This window comes from Desulfotalea psychrophila LSv54, from assembly GCF_000025945.1.
Lineage (GTDB): Bacteria > Desulfobacterota > Desulfobulbia > Desulfobulbales > Desulfocapsaceae > Desulfotalea > Desulfotalea psychrophila.
Map to the genome: position 1 here is coordinate 698,614 of NC_006138.1, position 18,711 is coordinate 717,324.

14 protein-coding genes are annotated in these 18,711 nt (G+C 43.4%); 7 read left to right on the top strand and 7 right to left on the bottom strand.

Going from position 1 to position 18,711, the window contains the following annotated elements:
* Positions 1-5 precede the first annotated feature (5 nt).
* From DP_RS03185 to DP_RS16565, 3 genes are all read left to right on the top strand, one after another.
* Positions 6-1,694, top strand: coding sequence for a VWA domain-containing protein (locus DP_RS03185; protein ID WP_041277575.1), 1,689 nt, complete (start codon positions 6-8; stop codon positions 1,692-1,694).
* 111 nt (positions 1,695-1,805) lie between these two features.
* Positions 1,806-3,536 (top strand): BatD family protein, encoded by a 1,731-nt coding sequence (locus DP_RS03190; protein ID WP_156792196.1) that lies wholly within the window; start codon positions 1,806-1,808, stop codon positions 3,534-3,536.
* Complete coding sequence (locus DP_RS16565) at positions 3,533-4,258, top strand: tetratricopeptide repeat protein (protein WP_011187886.1); 726 nt, start codon at positions 3,533-3,535, stop codon at positions 4,256-4,258. The genes DP_RS03190 and DP_RS16565 overlap by 4 nt, the downstream gene beginning before the upstream one ends.
* Here the strand turns inward: DP_RS16565 and cmk are convergent.
* The 7 genes from cmk to DP_RS03230 form a co-directional block, all read right to left on the bottom strand.
* On the bottom strand, positions 4,255-4,932 hold the full coding sequence (cmk, locus tag DP_RS03200; protein WP_041277577.1) for a (d)CMP kinase: 678 nt from the start codon (positions 4,930-4,932) through the stop codon (positions 4,255-4,257). The genes DP_RS16565 and cmk overlap by 4 nt on opposite strands.
* Entirely contained in the window at positions 4,925-6,037 is a 1,113-nt protein-coding gene (gene hisC, locus DP_RS03205) for a histidinol-phosphate transaminase (RefSeq protein WP_041277578.1), read from the bottom strand. Before hisC ends, cmk begins: the two co-directional genes overlap by 8 nt.
* 128 nt (positions 6,038-6,165) lie before the next feature.
* Positions 6,166-7,623 carry an Asp-tRNA(Asn)/Glu-tRNA(Gln) amidotransferase subunit GatA gene (gene gatA, locus DP_RS03210; RefSeq protein ID WP_011187888.1) on the bottom strand — a complete coding sequence of 486 codons (1,458 nt, stop codon included), beginning with the start codon at positions 7,621-7,623 and terminating at the stop codon, positions 6,166-6,168.
* Between the two features lie 61 nt (positions 7,624-7,684).
* Entirely contained in the window at positions 7,685-7,969 is a 285-nt protein-coding gene (gatC, locus tag DP_RS03215) for an Asp-tRNA(Asn)/Glu-tRNA(Gln) amidotransferase subunit GatC (RefSeq protein ID WP_011187889.1), read from the bottom strand.
* 3 nt (positions 7,970-7,972) lie between these two features.
* Positions 7,973-9,097: an HD domain-containing phosphohydrolase gene (locus tag DP_RS03220; protein ID WP_011187890.1), complete on the bottom strand. Its 1,125-nt coding sequence runs from the start codon at positions 9,095-9,097 to the stop codon at positions 7,973-7,975.
* 216 nt (positions 9,098-9,313) lie between these two features.
* Positions 9,314-9,889 carry a 5-formyltetrahydrofolate cyclo-ligase gene (locus DP_RS03225; RefSeq protein WP_011187891.1) on the bottom strand — a complete coding sequence of 192 codons (576 nt, stop codon included), beginning with the start codon at positions 9,887-9,889 and terminating at the stop codon, positions 9,314-9,316.
* Positions 9,870-10,943, bottom strand: coding sequence for a serine hydrolase domain-containing protein (locus DP_RS03230; RefSeq protein ID WP_011187892.1), 1,074 nt, complete (start codon positions 10,941-10,943; stop codon positions 9,870-9,872). Before DP_RS03230 ends, DP_RS03225 begins: the two co-directional genes overlap by 20 nt.
* Before the next feature lie 380 nt (positions 10,944-11,323).
* Here DP_RS03230 and dnaN point away from each other — a divergent pair, with 380 nt between their 5' ends.
* The 4 genes from dnaN to DP_RS03250 all read left to right on the top strand — a co-directional run bounded on the left by dnaN (position 11,324) and on the right by DP_RS03250 (position 18,580).
* On the top strand, positions 11,324-12,436 hold the full coding sequence (dnaN, locus tag DP_RS03235) for a DNA polymerase III subunit beta (RefSeq protein ID WP_265588588.1): 1,113 nt from the start codon (positions 11,324-11,326) through the stop codon (positions 12,434-12,436).
* A gap of 70 nt (positions 12,437-12,506) precedes the next feature.
* Positions 12,507-14,930 carry a DNA topoisomerase (ATP-hydrolyzing) subunit B gene (gene gyrB, locus DP_RS03240; protein WP_011187894.1) on the top strand — a complete coding sequence of 808 codons (2,424 nt, stop codon included), beginning with the start codon at positions 12,507-12,509 and terminating at the stop codon, positions 14,928-14,930.
* 94 nt (positions 14,931-15,024) lie between these two features.
* On the top strand, positions 15,025-17,568 hold the full coding sequence (gene gyrA, locus DP_RS03245; RefSeq protein ID WP_011187895.1) for a DNA gyrase subunit A: 2,544 nt from the start codon (positions 15,025-15,027) through the stop codon (positions 17,566-17,568).
* Complete coding sequence (locus DP_RS03250) at positions 17,561-18,580, top strand: NAD(P)H-dependent glycerol-3-phosphate dehydrogenase (protein WP_011187896.1); 1,020 nt, start codon at positions 17,561-17,563, stop codon at positions 18,578-18,580. The genes gyrA and DP_RS03250 overlap by 8 nt, the downstream gene beginning before the upstream one ends.
* Positions 18,581-18,711: the final 131 nt, after the last annotated feature.

An 18,711-nucleotide genomic window follows, 5' to 3' on the forward strand; every position in this document is an offset into this window, starting at 1 on the left:
CAACAATGCTCAGCTTTCACCAACCAATATGGATCGCCCTGGGAATAGCCCTCTCTTTCTCCCTGATAGTCCTCTCCTACCTGCGGGAGCGCTCACAAAAAAGGCTTCTACGAACCTTTGCCAGTGCGCAAATGGAGCAACGACTGGTAAAAAATATTTCACCGAGCAGAAGACGGTTCAAATTAGGCCTGATTCTCCTGGCCCTCATTCTCCTCTGTACTGCCCTGGCAAGACCGCAGTACGGCTTTCGCTGGGTTGATGTCCAACGCAGAGGGATTGATATTCTCTTTGCCATAGATACCTCCCGCTCAATGCTGAGCCAGGATCTAAAGCCGAACCGCCTCGAACGGGCCCGCTATGCAGTCATGGACTTTGTCGCCACCCTGGGCGGAGACAGGGTGGGACTTATCCCCTTTGCCGGATCAAGCTATCTTATGTGCCCCCTGACCCTTGACTACCAGGCATTTACCGACTCCCTTAAGGCCCTTGACACCAAGATCATCCCAAGGAGGGGAACAAATATAGCGAAGGTAATAGCCCTGGCCGAAAAAACAGTGGCCGATAGCAGCAACCATAAAATTCTTATTATCCTCACCGATGGAGAAAACCTTCAGGGAGACGTCTTAAAGGCAGCAGATCTTGCTAAAAAAAATGGTCTTACCATCTACACCATTGGTGTTGGCACCGCGGCAGGCGAACTGATTCCCGGTGGACCAGGTGGAGCCTTCATAAGAGACAGTTCGGGCAAATACGTTAAATCAAAACTGGATGAAGAGACCCTGCAGGAGATAGCAGAAAAAACGGGTGGTATCTCTGTTCTCCTTGGCAATAACAATCAGGGTTTGAAAAAAATTTATACCGACAAGCTTAGATTTATTCCCAAAAAAGAGCTCAGGGAACAGCGGGAGAAACTGCCCATTGAGCGTTTTTACTGGCCCCTCTCCATGGCCCTTATCCTCCTGGCCAGTGAATTCCTCATTGCAGAGGGAAGCAGAGGGCGCAGATCATCAAAAAAAACCCTGAAAATATTCAGCTTTTTAGCCATCATCTCTATACTGGGCCTGATAGCAGTAAAGTCCTACGCGGGTGAGGGAGAGGATGCTTATAATCGAGCAGACTATGCGGGAGCCCAAAAAATATACAAGTCCCTCCTCAAGGGAAGTCCTGATGATCCTCAGCTCCAGTACAATATGGGAACAGCTGCCTATAAGAACGGGGAGATTGATACTGCCATTCTTCAGTTTAAAAAGTGTCTCCAAACAGAGGATGTAGAACTGCAAAAGAGGGCATACTATAATCTTGGCACCAGCTACTACCAAAAGGGAAAAAAATCCTCGGATACAGAACCATTGGAAGAGGCAATCAAAGCCTATGACTCTTGTCTGAAACTCGACTCTGCAAATAGCGCTGCCAAAAAAAACAGGGCCATTGTTGAGGAGGAGTTAAAGAAGCGACAGAAGAAGCAGACCCAACAGAACCACAGAACCATCAGAACCATCAGAACCTACAGAGCCAACAGAACCAACAGAACCAACAGAACCAACAGAACCAACAGAACCAACAGAACCAACAGAACCAACAGAACCAAAAAAACAGTAGCCCTAAAGGTCAAGAAAATTCCTCCGGACAGAAACAAAATTCTGGAGAGCAGGCAGAGATGGAGAGGCAGGCCAAGCCTGGAGGAGAGGCAATGACTAAAAAAGAGGCCCAGAGACTCCTTAATGCCCTACGAGCTGAAGAGGGTAAGCTAAACTTTGTCCCAAAAAGATCGGGCAGTTACCCCGTTGAAAAAAAATGGTAATTCCATGAAATATATTACATACACCGTTTTCATATTACTTCTCTTTTCTCAGGTCTGTTTTGCCCAGAACCCGACCATAGAGATGAGTATAAGCCCCCGCGAGTTTAACCTCCAAGAGCAGGCCGTTCTCACCATTAGGATCGAGGGACAACAGTCTATAAACCTGTCTCTTCCCGAAGTGGCAGGTCTCACCTTGCAAAACCGGGGGACCTCAACCAGTGTCAACTTTATCAATGGTGCCTTCTCTGCCTCCTCCTCAACCAGCTATACAGTTAAGGCAAGTCAGGAGGGAAGCTATACTATCCCCCCCATTAGGATAGAGATCTCCGGTAAGGAGTATAGCACCAGGCCCCTGCAGTTCCGCGTCCATCCAGCTCAAAGGCAAATAGAAAAGGGCGCAACAGAGAGCGGCGAAATTGCCTTTTTTAAGATAGAATCTCCGGGAAGACACTATGTCGGCGAGTCTGTCCCACTGAGCATCGATGTTTTTTTTAACGGAGATTATCGAAGCAAAATTGACTATACCCCCCAACTGATAGGGGAGGGACTCCTTATGCCACCCATAAAGGAGAAGCCAGAGCAGTCCCAGGTAAACCTTAATGGCAAAAACTATACCCGCGTCCATTGGCAGACAAATATTACAGGAATAAGGGCAGGAACCTACCCCATAAGATTTAAAATGGGACTGAGTGTCTACTCCCAACAGAGACAGTCCCCCTTGGCCAATAATTTTAAAGACCCCTTCTTCAACTCTTTTTTTAATAACAACAGAAGGGTTCCCTTAGAAATTTCAAGTGACGAGATAGCCCTTTCCCTTATAGAACTTCCCTTAAAGGGAAGGCCTGAAAAATTTTCCGGAGCCGTTGGCATATTCAAGGTAGAGGTAAGGGCAGATGCTGCCATCGCCGACATAGGTCAACCTGTGACCCTCAGCGCAACTATCAGTGGTAGGGGAAATTTTGATGGAGTCATGGCCCCTGTTTTTCCACAGACAGAGGCTTGGAAAGCCTACTCCCCAACCCCTGTTCAGGGGGGTGGAAACAAAAACTTTAACCAGGTCATTGTCCCGGAAGATGTTTCCATTAAAGAGATTCCCTCTCTCTCCTTTAACTACTTTGATCCCGAAAAAAGAAGATATGAGCAGATAAAAACAGCAGCCATTCCAATTACCATCAAGGGCTCCGCCGAAGCTCCCGCCCCAGAAGCAGCAGTGCCCATGCCAGAGGTCGTGCCCAAGGTCCTTTCCCCGGAAAAGAGGTTTCCCAACCTGCTCCCCCAGTACGAGGTAAGCGGTGGCTTTCATGAAAAGATCGCGCCCCTATTTATGAACAGATGGATAGAGGCTACATTTATCTGCTTAGTCCTGTTGGTTTTTATCTTGGCTATCCTGCGTCTCTACCTCTACATCCGGAATAAAAATCCACAGAGAGAGAGAAGAACTCTTCGCAAAAAACTCGCCCGAAGGGCATTGGCTGAACTAGAAGAGGCCCTGCAGGGAGATGACCCATCTGCCTTTTTAAGGATCTCTCAAAAAGCCATCCAACAACATTGCGCCCTCCTTCTGGATCTGGACCCAGCGACAATTACGGCGTCGACCCTTAGAGAAAAAACAGAGGGGCGGACATATATTGAAATTTTGGAGAGAGCGGATAGGGCCAGATATGGTGCTGAAAGCCTCAGCGCTCAGGAAATGAAGGTTTACCTCTCTACTTTAGAAAAGGAATTTTATTTATGAAAACCATAGTCCTGACTCTCTGGAGTCTGCTCCTCTTGGTAACAGCTGTTCAGGCAAGACCTCTTGACGAGGCAAACAGACACTTTGCCGCAGGAGAGTTCGCCAGAGCCATTTCTCTCTATGAAAATATTGAGAAGCAAGAGGGTTTCTCGATGGAACTTCTTTTTAATCAGGCAAACGCCTATGCTCAATTGGGGAAGACGGGTAGAGCAGTACTCTACTATCAACGCGCCCTTCGCCTTGATCCGGGTAATGCTAATATTATTAAGAACCTTCAGCTAGTGGAAAAAGAGGCAGGACTTTTTAGCAAGGAGGAGAATAGCCTGAAACAGCTTATCTCTTTTGTGGGAATTAACAACTGGACAATACTCAGCCTCCTCCTCTTTCTGCCAATCATTTTGGTGCTGATCTTTTGGCAGAAAATGTCCAGAAAAAAGGCTCTTGCCATTATTTGTAGTTCAGTTATTGCCATGCTTCTCTCTAGCGAAGCAACGGCAATAAGTTATCAACAATGGCCCATCTATGTGCTTGTAGAGGAAAGCAGAAATTTATTGATAAGTCCTTTTGAGAATGCAGCGTCAGCAGGACTTATCAAAGAGGGCGGGATGATACTTGTCCATAAAAGATATGGCAAATACAGCTACATAGAGGACAAAAACGACCAAGGTGGCTGGGTTAAAAGCAAGGCTCTCAGGGCAGTAATCTTAGACCCGGCTTCTTAAAAAAAAATTTTTTCTAACACAGTATCAGCAACCTCATTGATGGTAAGCACCCCTGTATTTATCAACAGGGCATCATCTGCCTGCTTCAAAGGGGCAATAACTCGCTTAATATCATTTGAATCGCGCATAATTGTCTGCTGTAAAATTTCTGGATAATCCGCCACCTCTCCTCGGGCAAGAATCTGTTGATAACGCCTTGTAGCCCGAACCTCGGCATCGGCATCCAGATAAAACTTATAATGAGCCTTGGGAAAAACAACCGTTCCCATATCCCTTCCCTCGGCAACCACCCTGCCTCTCTCTCCCAACTCCCGTTGCAGCATTGTCAGCTTGTTTCGAACAACGGCAAGAGCCGAGACCCGAGAGGCCAGCATCCCTGATTCAGGAGTACGAATACGACGACTGACATCAACTCCCTGAACAAGCACCCCCGTATCATCCGTTGTCTCCGATGCCGGTAGAAGTTCTAATTCAATATCTTTCAGAGCAGAGGCAATATCCTCTTCACTGTTCAGATCTATCCCCCTATCCACCAGATAAATTGCCACAGCCCTATACATTGCCCCCGTATCAAGATAGGAATATGAAAGTTCTGCCGCCACCCTTCTACTCACCGTCGATTTGCCAACACCAGCTGGCCCATCAATGGTTACAACATCAATTGATTTAGACATAATTAAGCTCTTTTAAACAGTCTGAGAGCGCCTTTAAAAAACGTTTGTTTTCAACGGTTGTACCAACAGTAACGCGAATATAGTGAGGATATCCATAGGCACTCATGGAGCGGATAATCACACCTTTGTACAGCATCTCTGTATATAGTTTATCAGCATTACCTTGAACATCAATAAGAAAAAAATTCGTCTGTGAGGCAAAAGGCTCGCAACCAAGACCTTTTATCTCTTTCATCAACCACTTCATCCCCTGACGATTTTTCAACAGGGTCTGCTCGTAAAAATCAACATCGCCAAGAGCGGCCAAAGCCCCTACCTGGGCAAGAGAGTTCACATTAAAAGGCTGACGCACCTTATGCAAACAGGTAACAATCTCCTCTGCCATCAGACCAAAACCCACCCGCAAACCTGATAAGCCATAGGCCTTTGAAAATGTTCGCAGAGAAACAATGCCACAGCGTCCCGCCTGATTTTTAATAAGGGAGGGCACATCCAGCCACTTATCCAGATCCATAAAATCTACATAGGCCTCATCGAGGACCAGAATAACATGCTCAGGCAGGCTGTTGATAAAATCGATGAGAAGTTCGGGCTCCAGATAGGTACCCGTTGGATTATTGGGATTATCAATAAAGATAAGACGAGTCTTCTCGTTTACCGTATCAAGAATTGTCTGAAGGTCATGGTGCATATCCTTTAAAGGAATAACCCGATTTACCCCGCCCCGTACCTGAACAAATTTTTGATACATAAGAAAGGAGGGATGACTGGTAATAACCTCACTGTCATCCTGAACAAAGGCCTTAACCAAAAACTCTATAACCTCATTAGAGCCATTACCAAGAATAATCTCAGACATGCCAACCCCGGCATACTTGGCAATGGCCTCGGTCAGATAGTAGGCAGAACCATCGGGGTAGCGTTGCATATCACCAAGACTCTCGCCAATGGCCTTTATGGCCTTAGGCGATGCCCCCCAGGGATTTTCATTGGACGCAAGTTTAATAGAATCTGTAATTCCATACTCACGCTCCAGCTCATCAAGGGGTTTTCCCGGTGGATAGGGCTTTATATTTTCTATATTCTCAGGAATATCTAACTTCAAGGCAATCTCCTTTTGAAACAGTGGCACTGTGGAACAAATAATGGGGCAAAGAGCCTTTAAAAAAAATAATCCGTATATAGATCGACTATATATGGATTATTGATCTTCTCGTCACCCTCTCTCATCCATTAGAAATCAAGTTTTCCAGGCTGGATGGCAAGTAACTTTTCAAGGTTATAGGCAACCTTCAACAGGATCTCCTCCTGAAAATGTGATCCCTGTAGCTGAATGCCAACGGGAAGACCATCTTCCGTGAATCCACCAGGAACAGACATACCGGGGATACCGGCAAGGTTTGCCGAAACGGTCATGATATCTGAAAGATAAATGGCCAATGGATCATCGGACTTTGCCCCCAGTTTCCAAGCAGGAGTAGGAGTTACAGGAGAGAGGAGCACATCACAGGATCTGTATGCATTCTTAAAATCTTCAATGATAAGGGTACGCACCTGAGATGCCTTCTTATAGTAGGCATCATAATAACCGGAGGAGAGGGCATATGTACCGATAAGGATACGCTTCTTCACCTCGTCACCAAATCCTGCCGAGCGCGTGTCCTTATACATATCTTCCAGAGTCTTCGACTCCAGATCCCGATATCCATAGAGGGCACCATCATATCGGGAGAGATTAGTACTTGCCTCGGCGGGGGCAATCAAATAGTAGACGGCTACACAGTATTCGGTATGCGGCAGGGAGACATCAACAATCTCCGCGCCAGCACTGGCCAAAACTGCAATGGCGTTACGAACTACTTTCTCCACCTCGGAATCAAGGCCCTTGGCAAAATATTCTTTAGGGATTCCAATGCGCAATCCTTTAACCCCCTCAACAAGAGAGGCTGTATAATCAGGCACCTCCTGGTTGATAGAGGTAGAATCCATGGGGTCATAACCACAGATACTGTTCATAACCAGAGCTGTATCGGCAACCGTTCGACAGAGGGGACCGGCCTGATCAAGAGAAGAGGCAAAGGCGGTTAAACCGTAACGGGAAACACGACCATAGGTGGGTTTCATTCCCACCACCCCACAGAGAGCAGCAGGTTGTCTAATGGAACCACCGGTATCGGTGCCGATGGAAAAGAAACATTCCTGAGCCGCAACCGTCACAGCGGAACCACCGGATGAACCACCGGCAACATACCCCTCTTTCCAAGGATTTTGAGGCACGCCGAAGGCACAGGTTTCAGAGGTCGATCCCATGGCAAACTCATCCATGGTTACCTTTCCTAAATTTACAGCGCCTGCCCCCTGCAACTTATCAACAATCGTTGCATTATAAGGTGCTATAAATTTTTCCAACATCTTGGAACCACAGGTCATTGGCAAATCTTTCACTGCCAACAGATCCTTAATAGACATGGGGATACCGCAGAGAGGATTTGTCTCTCCATTTTGCAGGGCCTTATCGGCAGCCTTTGCCTGGGCAAGAGCACCTTCCTCGTCTACTGTTATAAAACCCTTAACTCTATCCTCAACATCTCCAATTCTTTGGAGACAACTCTGAGTGAGTTCCACAGAGCTAATATCTCCTGCTCGAAGTTTTGCTGCGGCCTCTTCTATGCTGAGTTCGTACGCTTTCATATTTTCCTCAAAAAAAACAGATCAAAATTCGTATATCATCCACAGAATTATTCCACTAATACTAGATAACTCGTGGCACTTGAAAGGCCGTACCATTTTGCACAGGACCATTGGCAAGTGATTCTTCCTGAGATAAAGAGTCTTTTACTATATCTTCACGAAAGGCATTTGTTTTAGAAAATGCATGGGTTGTGGGTAGAACACCCTCGGTATCTACTTCAGCCAATTTTTCCATATAGGACAAAATACCATCAAGTTGTTCTGTCATGCTTGCCAACTCATCTTGATCAAGGTGCAATCGTGAAAGATGAGCTACGTGTTGTACTTCTTTTTCTGAAATTTTCATGTCTTACCCTGTATAATTCAGATAACAGTCAAGAGGCTTATCTGCCTCAAATTTTCCACTTAGCGTAAAATCAACAATACTTCTGGAAAAATATTTTACAATGTCAGCGTCAAATTGAGTTCCAGAACATCTCTCAAGCTCTGCCACCGCCTGTTCTCTTGTCATATTTTCTTTATAATTACGATGAGATGTCATCGCATCATAACTATCAACAACCGTTAAGATACGTGTCAGTTCATCAATCTCGTGCCCCCTTAAACCGGCAGGGTACCCCTTCCCATCCATTCTTTCATGGTGATGACGAATAATAGCAATCTCTTTATCCATAAAACCTAAGGGTTCTATAATACTGGCCCCCACTTCCGGATGTTTCTTTATCAAGGCCCACTCGTCATCGGTTAACTTGCCCGCCTTTTGAATACAGGAGAGATCTATAACAAGTTTACCGATATCATGAAACTGAGCAGCTCTTCGCAATATAGCAATATCCGATTCTGATATTCCCATGGAAAGACCAAGCATAACTGCATATTCAGTTACTCTAGTCGTATGACCCGCTGTATAATAATCCTTCTCCTCCATGGCATTTTGCAAACTTGCCATAAGCTGAACAGTCGCATTTTTAATGCTTTTATTATAAGAGGTTAACAGTTTGTTTTGTTTTTCAAGCTGAGCTGTCTTGATGCGTATCTCATGTTCCAGAGATTTTTTATACTCCTGTTCCCGAAGAATATAGGCGCGCTTCTCCACAGCTCTCTTTATCTGAATATTAAATAGATCCAGATCTTTAATGGGTTTCGTTAAAAAATCATAGGCCCCCATATTAATGGCCTTAACGGCATAATCCATAGAGCCGGCACCGGTTAAAAAAAGAATGGGAATATTAAAACCCAACTTTTCTATAGCATCCATGGTTTCAAAACCATTAAGATCAGGCATGTTGATATCTAAGACAATAACATCAAAGCTATCATCTACCTTAGATATAGCCTCTCCGCCACATGAAGCCAACTCAACCTCATAGCCGTAAACCCCGAGTATTTCTGAGATGGTTTCCCGGACAATAGCATCATCATCAGCTATCAACACCTTCGCCTTTTTCTTAAATAATTCTTTAATATCTTTCATTAAACACCAACATATAGAATTTTATCGCTCGCGAGGAAGCATATTTTAAACATAGTCTGAAAAGTAAAAGAATTACATATTGATATATCAACAGAAAATCTACTGGATGGAAACCAATTTTAACCCTACTATATATATAAAAAACAACCCTAAAAGAGTTCTTTTTAAATGACAGTTAAGAAACTTAGCTACCATAAAGTAAGGATAATGGCAATATTAACAAGTCAAAACCTCTCTGTCCGTGACAATATAATTCATTTTCACATCATGATCTTCTTGTTCAATAATATCAAAAAGTTGAAATTGAAAACAGAGCCCTATTTTTTTCATGTTTTGTGCCTTTTCCCCAGATAAAAATCTATCATAAAACCCACCGCCATAGCCCATTCTCCCACCTCTCCTGTCAAAGAGACTTCCGGGACAAATCACCACATCTATCTCCTCCGCCAAAAGACTATTTTCTTCCATATAGGTAGAGGATGGTTGCGATATTCCATAGGGGCCTTCTTCAAGTAACATCCTAAAATTATTTTCAAAAATTTCTACTGGAATAATTTTTTTATCAACAAGACTAGTCCAGGGAATAGTCACTCGAAAACCTCTGGCCAAAAGCTTATCAACAAGCTCAAAAGTTTCCACCTCACCATTGTAACTTAAATAGACAAAGACAGTTTGGGCCTCTGCCAAAAAATCAGACAATTTCTGAACAGCTCTCTTACTCTGTTCAAAACGTTCTGCATCTGAAAGATTTTTTCTTTTTATTAACACTTCCCTACGAAGAAGATTCATCATACCCCCAATATTCCATAATATGGTCATGTAAAACAGGTCTAAAAACCTTCATTTTCCGAAGGTTATTGTTAAATAGTGCCCTGTTGGTAAGTAAGATAATAATAATATTCTCCTCTAAATCACACCAAAAAGAAGTTCCGGTAAACCCCAGATGCCCCACGGTGTGTTGGCTAAAATATCTCCCCGATGTTGAATAGAGGCCTGAAGGTGTATCAAAGCCATAAGTCCAGTGACTGCCCTGCTGTCTTTGTAAGAAGAGAAGAAGAACATCCCGTGAACAAAAGGACAAAGTTCCCTTGCTAAAGTAGCTGTTAACAATACTTTTACACAATTTAAGCAAACCCTTAACTGTGCCAAAAAGCCCCGCATGTCCGGCATAAGAGCCCATACTTCTACAGTTATCATCATGTACTTGTCCACAGTAATAAACAAAGTTATCAACAATGTTAGATGTTAAAGCACAATTTTCCGGACCCAGATGCTTATTACCTGAAAAACAAAAATCCTCCTCCAGCCCCAAAGGGATAGCTATCTCTTCAAACCAAAAATCACAGAGCCTTTTACCAACTTTTTTCTCAATAATATCAGCTAGCAACATATAACCAAGATCGCTATAGATGCTCTCCCCAACTTCTGCCAAAGGCTCTACATACAAAATATTTTCAATCACATACTGCCAACAATCCTCTTTACAGCTCTCATAAAATTTAACATGAGCAGGCAAACCAGAAGCATGTGACAGTAGGTGACCAATTGAAATATCCCCTTTCTTCCCTGATAAATTTCCATAAATTTCAGAGAGCCTTGTCCCTAAAGTCAAGAGACCCCTTTCTACCAGACAGGCAATACTCAAAGCTGTAACAAGTGGTTTAGTTAAAGATGCCAGATCATAAAAAGTATCCTCAGAAACCAAAAATGTGTTATTATCACCTGTATTCCCACAGTTAACTAAAAAACTTTGCCCCTTCATTCCATGAAAGGCAGCTACTGAAGCGCCAGAAAAAAGTCCCTCTTTAACCCCTTCAACAAGCAAATCTTTAACCTTTTTATTCACTGCCTATCTCCATGAAAGAACATCATTATTTTATTGAAAAATCCCTATAATTTTACTATAATTGTATTATAATTTTTTAAACATATATATTTGTTTTTACTTGAGAATTTAACAAAATGGAAAATACCTCTTTTTCATTTGTTAACAGACTTATCAACAGCTTTTCCACAGGTTTTGTTAAAAGGTAGGTGGAAACACTCTTGATAAACCTGTTGATAACTTTTTCTAAACAATTTCTCTTATTTTAAGAACAAGAGAGAGTTAATTTTTTATCTAATGATAACAATATGTTAAAAGTCTTATACACATATGAACGGCTATAATAATAATAATAAAAAACAATATATATTAAAGGAGTTTTCATGTCTCTGCAGTGTACAGTGTTGAAGCAAGATCTCTTAGAAGGATTAGGTAGCATACAAAACATCACGAATAAAAATGGCACTATGGCCATTCTTTTCAATGTCCTTATAGAAACATCAAACGGTGGTCTTACTCTCACTGCTACAGATCTTGAAATAGGCTTGAAAATATTCATTAAGGCAGAAATTCATGGAGAAGGTTCACTCACCCTTCCTTCAAAGAAAATTTTTGAAATTGTTCGTGAGTCTGGTTCAGAAAAAATATCAATTGAAGAAAAAGAAAACAGCTGGGTTGTTATAAAAGCAGGACAGAGTACCTACAACCTTGCAGGTATGGCTAGTGATGAATATCCAGAATTTCCAGAATATGACGAGGATAGCTTTACCGTCTTTGAAAGCTATCTCTTCCAAGAACTCATAGAAAAGGTTATATTCTCTGTAGCCAATGAACAGGAAAACATATACACCCTTACCTCTATTCTCTTTGAAAAAGAAAAAGAAGGCGATAAGAACTATTTGAAGATGATCTCTTCCGATGGCCATCGACTGTCCATCATGAGAAGGGAAGTTCCTGTTGATTTAACTAATTTCAAAGTAAATCCCGTTACTCTTATCCCTAAAAAAGGTGTTCAGGAGTGGAAAAAATTCTGTGATAACAAAGATTCTATCGAAGTTTCTTTTGAACACGACAAACTTATCCTGCGAAACAATCAGGATGTTATGGTTGTAAGTTTGAAAACAGGAGAATTTCCTCAATACAAGGCCATTGTTGATGCGGTACAGCTTGAAAATTGTTTAGAAATTCCACGAATACCTTTTCTCGATTCTCTCAAAAGAATCAACCTTTTCACTGAGGATGTCTTTCACACCATCCAGTTGGCAATAGATAAAGATTTTATGGTTCTCTCCTCTCAAAATGCTGATCTTGGTAATGCAAAAGATGAGCAGGTTATCGCCTATTCCGGTGAACCCTTAACACTGGGCTTTAACTGTCGATATTTTATTGATACTCTTCAGGCTATGGAATGTGAAAAAATCAAAGCTTATATCAACTCAAGTAATAGTCCTTGTTTGATTAACTCTGATGATGATCCAGGATTTACCAGTATCATTATGCCGATGCAGCTCTAAGTTTGCTAAGCAAGGTTTTTTCGTATAACTTATTGAAAGTACGAACGTTTTACAATTATAAGGAATCAGCGTGACTGAAAAAAATAGCTATGGTGCTGAACAGATTAAGGTCCTTGATGGCCTTGAAGCTGTTCGTAAGCGACCATCAATGTACATCGGAAACACAGGCATAGAAGGACTTCATCATCTTATTTGGGAAATTGTTGATAACAGTATCGATGAAGCTCTTGCTGGCCACTGTCAGCTTATCAAGGTAACTATCCATGAGGGCAATAAGGTAACTGTTGAAGATGATGGACGTGGTATTCCCGTAGATATTCATCCTGTTGAAAAGATATCTGCTCTTGAACTTGTTATGACCACTCTCCATGCAGGTGGTAAGTTCGATCACTCTTCCTACAAGGTTTCAGGTGGCCTGCACGGCGTGGGCATTTCCGTTGTTAACGCCCTCTCCAGTGTTGCTCAGGTAATTGTTAAGCGCAATGGAAAGATGTATCGCCAAACTTACGCCTATGGTGATAAGACAAGCGAATTGGAGATCATAGGTGATTGTGAAAGGACAGGCTCAATAGTCACCTTTCAAGCTGATCCAGAGATATTCACCGAGAGTACTGTTTATGACTATGAAGTTGTCAAAAATAGAGTTCGTGAGCTTGCCTTCCTCAACATGGGCGTCAAAATTCAGCTTAAAGATGAACGAAGCGGTGCTGAAGATAAGTTTCCCGAAGAGGAGTTTAAGTTACCCGGTGGTGTGATTTCCTACGTGCAGTACCTCAATCGTAAGAGAACCACCATTGTTGCTGAGCCTATCTGCATAATTGGTGAAAAAGACGGTGTTGAAGTTGATATTGCCTTTCAACACTTTGATGGATATGCGGAGAGATTGTTTTCGTTTGTTAATAACATTAACACCCGAGAAGGTGGCTCACATGTGGCTGGTTTTCGTTCAGCCCTGACCAAGTGCATGAATAGGTATGCCAACGATGATATTATTCCTAAAAATCTTCGGGAGAAGATGAGTGGTGATGATATCCGTGAGGGACTTACCTGTGTCATCTCCGTGCGTGTCCCTAATCCACAGTTTGAAGGACAGACCAAGACAAAGCTTGGTAATACCGAAGTAAAATCAATTGTTGAATCAATTGCCAGTGAAAAGCTTTCACTTTTTCTTGAACAAAACCCACAGGTAGCAAAGAAAATCCTCTTTAAGGTGGTTGAAGCAGCAAGGGCCCGTGAAGCAGCGAAGAGGGCACGTGATCTTTCCCGTAAGAAGGGTTCAACCAGTCTGTTGATGGCCGGCAAGCTTGCTGAATGTCAGGAAAAGGATCCCGCTAAACGAGAGATTTTCATCGTGGAGGGTGACTCTGCCGGTGGTTCTGCAAAACAGGGTCGTGACAGATCTATTCAGGCTATTCTTCCCCTTCGTGGCAAGATTATGAATGTGGAAAAAGCCCGTTTTGATAAGATTCTGGGAAGTGAAGAGATCAAGAATCTCATTGCCGCCCTGGGCTCTGGCATAGGTAAGGATGATTTCGATGTGGAAAAACTTCGTTATCATAAAGTTATTATCATGACAGATGCTGATGTCGATGGTGCCCATATTCGTACCCTGCTTCTGACCTTTTTCTATCGTCAGATGTTACCTTTGGTTCAAGGTGGATTTGTCTATATCGGTCAACCTCCACTCTACCGGCTTGGTCGGGGTAAGAAGGAGAAGTACTTTCTCAACGATGGAGAACTTAACCATCACCTCTTCCAGCAGGCCAGTGAGGCCATGCGTATCATGCGTGTTTCTGATCAGGTTGTTGTGGAGGGTAGTGAGTTGGTGAGCCTGTTGGAAAAACTCTCCATGTACGAGAGTATCGTTGCCTTTATGAACAGGATAAATATTCTCGAAGATATGCTCTTTTTCCTCCTCGACAATGGCATTAGATCGGCAGATCAGTTTAAGGATAAGGAATTTGTTGAGAATCTTATCAGTAAAATTTCTGAAGAGGAGTTCATCATTGGCAATATACGAATATGCCATTGGCGTGAAGATTGTTACGAGGTTGATATCGCCGTCAGAGGCAAAGTTCAGGTGATGATGACCTTAGGGCCGGAGATACCCCTTATCGGCGAATACAGGAAGGCTCTAGCTCTTTTTGAGCATGTTCAGCTCTTCCTTCGGGGCTCTTATATCATTCATCATACCAATAAGAGTGGTGTCGAACGGGAAATTGCCGCTGAAACCTGGTCAGATATGGTTGATACCATCCGTGATGAATCCTTCAAAGGGAGTCATCTACAGCGTTATAAGGGTCTTGGTGAGATGAATCCTGAACAACTTTGGGATACCACTATGAATCCCGAGAATCGTGTACTTGTTCAGGTCAAGATAAATGATGCAGAGCAGGCCGATGATATGTTCACAACCTTGATGGGTGATAAGGTTGAACCACGACGAGAATTTATCCAGAATCATGCTCTTGAAGTATCTGATTTGGATATTTAATAGATCTATTATCCTTACAAGGCATTTGAACCCTGGTTATCAACATCTCTGTTGATAACCGGAAGGCTCGCATTCCTCAGAGTATAGAAAGTTTATGACTACAGAAAATGAAGCAGTACAGGAACAATTTCCTCAGATATCCATAGAAAAAGAGCTGCAAAAATCTTATCTTGATTATGCGATGAGTGTTATCATCGGTCGCGCTCTTCCTGATGTCCGTGACGGTCTTAAGCCGGTGCATCGACGTGCACTTTTTGCCATGCGCGAACTTGGCATTGCCTATAACAGACCCTATGTAAAGTCAGCCCGTATTGTCGGTGATGTTATCGGTAAGTACCATCCTCATGGTGACACCGCTGCCTATGATACCATTGTCCGGATGGCTCAGGAATTTTCTCTGCGTTATCCTCTTGTCGATGGTCAGGGTAACTTTGGCTCCCTGGATGGTGATTCTGCGGCAGCAATGCGTTATACGGAAGCGCGTATGACTCGAATTGATACCGAGATAGTCTCTGATCTTGATAAAGATACAGTTGATTTTGTGCCTAACTACGATAACTCTCTCACAGAGCCGTCGGTTATGCCTAGCCGGGTACCTAATCTGCTTATTAATGGTTCCTCTGGTATTGCCGTTGGTATGGCTACCAATATCCCGCCTCATAACATTGTTGAGGTTATTGATGGTTTGCTGGCCCTAGCCGATGATCCTAACATAACTGTACATGAGTTGATGTCACTTATCACCGGGCCTGATTTTCCTACCGGTGCCTATATTTGTGGCCGTTCAGGTATTCGTGAGGCCTACGAAACCGGTCGTGGTATTGTTGTTATGCGTGCCCTTACCCATGTTGAAACGAGTAAGGATGGTAAACGCGAATCTATCATCATCACAGAAATTCCTTATCAACAAAACAAGGCAGTTCTTGTTGAAAAGATAGCTCATCTGGTCAAGGATAAGAAGATAGAGGCCATCTCTGAGGTACGCGATGAATCAGATAGACACGGTACCCGGGTTGTTATTGAGCTGAAGAGAAATGAAAATTCCGAGGTTGTTATCAATCAGCTCTATAAGATGACACCTATGCAGAGATCATTTGGTATCATCCTGCTTGCCATTGTTAACAACAAACCTATGATCTTGAATCTTAAACAGATTCTTGAGCATTTTCTTGTCCATCGAAAGGTTGTTGTTTATAGAAGGACAGCCTTTGAGTTGGGTAAGGCTGAAGAAAAAGCGCACATCTTAGAGGGTTTGAATGTAGCAATTAACAATCTCGATGAAGTAGTAACGCTTATCAAAAAAGCGCAAAATCCTCCAGAGGCCAAGACCAATCTGGTCGAGCGTTTTGAGTTGAGCCCTATTCAGGCTCAAACAATTCTTGATATGCGCCTGCAGAGACTGACTGGTCTTGAGCGTGGTAAGATAGCCAGTGATTACGAGAATGTCCTACAAGAGATAACGAGGTTGAAGACCATTTTGGCCGACGAAGCGCTTATTCTTGGCATTATCAAGGATGAATTTTTGGAGATTCGTGAAACCTACGGTGATGAGCGTCGTACCGTGATAATCGATGCAGTTGATGATCTTCTTCCAGAAGATCTCATCGCTCCGGAGGATATGGCGGTAACGGTTACCCATTCTGGTTTTATTAAACGTAATCCTGCTGCCCTCTATCGTTCCCAACATCGGGGTGGTAAGGGTGTGAGTGGAGCCAAAAATATTGAGGAAGATTTTATCTCTGATCTCTATGTGGCCTCTACCTTGGATACCTTTCTCTTCTTTACTAATTATGGCAAAGTCTTCTGGCGTAAGGTTTATCAGTTACCACTGGTGGGACGTACAGCGCGTGGTAAGGCCATTGTTAATCTGCTTGAATTGGACGAGAGCGAGAAGCTTGCCGCCATTCTGCCTGTAACCTCCTTTGAAGATGAGGATAAGTCTAAGACCATCCTTATGGTAACCAAGCAGGGACGAATCAAAAAGACCAGCCTGCAGGAGTTCAGACGACCTCTTCGTAAGGGTAAGAGAGCTCTTACTATTAATGAGGGTGATGAAATCATCGGTGCCTATCTGCTTAACGGTGATGATACTGTTCTTCTCTGTACCAGTAAGGGTAAGGCAATTCATTTCCATGAGTCAGATGTTCGTACCATGGGACGTACTGCAGCTGGTGTCCGGGGAATTACCCTTGGTGAAGACGACGAGGTGGTAAGTGCCATTGTTGCCTCCTCCAATGACTCCATTCTGGTTGTTACTGAAAATGGATATGGTAAGCGTAGTCCCATTGAGGAGTACCGTATTCAGAAGCGTGGCGGTAAGGGTATCATTGGAATCAAGCAGTCTGAACGTAATGGAGATCTTATCTCGGCCAAGCAGGTCAGTGATGAGGAGGAGATTATGATCATTGCCGATTCCGGTAAGATGATTCGAATGAACCTTGAAAATGTGCGGATTATCGGTCGAAGCACCCAGGGTGTTCGTCTTATTAACCTTGAGGGAGATGAGAAGGTTGTGAGCATGGATACCGTTGCCCGTGATGAATCAGATCTCGATGATGAGGTAGATGGGACAGCAGTAGCTACAACGGAGTTGGCGGCCGATGTAAATATTATTCCCGACGTGTCAGAGGATGAGTAATTTAACTCCATCCATTGCCGTTATCGGAGCAGGATCCTGGGGTACATCCCTGGCGATCCTGCTGGCCGGTAAGGGCTATCCGGTACGTCTCTGGGGCCATAATAAGGAGCACATTGACAGGCTTATCAGTGATGGGGAAAACAGTCGGTATTTGCCAGGTATTTCCTTGCCAGAGAGCCTCTATCCTACTCCATCCCTGGAAAAAGCTGTGTTGGGTGCTCAATTGGTATTGATGGTTGTTCCCAGCCATGTGTTCCGTACAGTTTTTCGGGATTTAATACCATTTTTGCCTATTGATTGTCAGATTGTTTCAGCGGTAAAGGGTATTGAAAATAGTACCCTTTCCACTATGCATATGGTTATGGCCCAGGAGCTGGCTGCATATCCTGCTCTGGCGCTAATAGAGCTCGGGGTTATTTCGGGTCCTTCCTTTGCCAAAGAGGTTGCTCAAAAACAGCCAACAGCCGTTACCGTTGGTTTTGCCTCTGCTGATACGGCAAAAAAGGTGCAGGATATTTTTAGTACCGACTATTTTCGGGTCTATACCAGTACTGATATAGATGGACTAGAGATAAGCGGGGCCTTCAAGAATGTTATGGCGATAGCTGCAGGCATCAGTGATGGGCTCTCCTATGGAAGTAATGCCCGGGCGGCACTTATCACCCGTGGTCTTGCTGAAATGCAGAGGTTGGGCGCTGCCATGAATGCTGATCCGGCCACCTTTGCCGGTCTCAGTGGTCTCGGAGATTTATTGTTGACCTGTACAGGAGACCTTAGCCGTAATCGTAATGTCGGCTTGCAACTTGGCAAGGGCCACTCCATTGAACATATAGAGAGTGAGATGTTCATGGTGGCAGAGGGAGTGAAGACCACAAAGTCTTTTTATGATCTTGCCCGGAAGTTAGATGTTGAGACTCCGATCCTCGATGAGGTCTATCATATCATCTATGAGGGCAAGGATTGTTCGCAGGCGGTACAGGATCTTTTGGGTCGAAAGCTCAAACCTGAATAGTAGTTGTTAAAATGGTTACTAAAGGCGAATTGTTGATAACAATTCGCCTTTTTTTTAAGCATTTTTCTGATAGAAGCGCACTGTTTTTTGCAGTTTTTTCCCATAGCTGAATAAGTTATCAACAGGTTTTT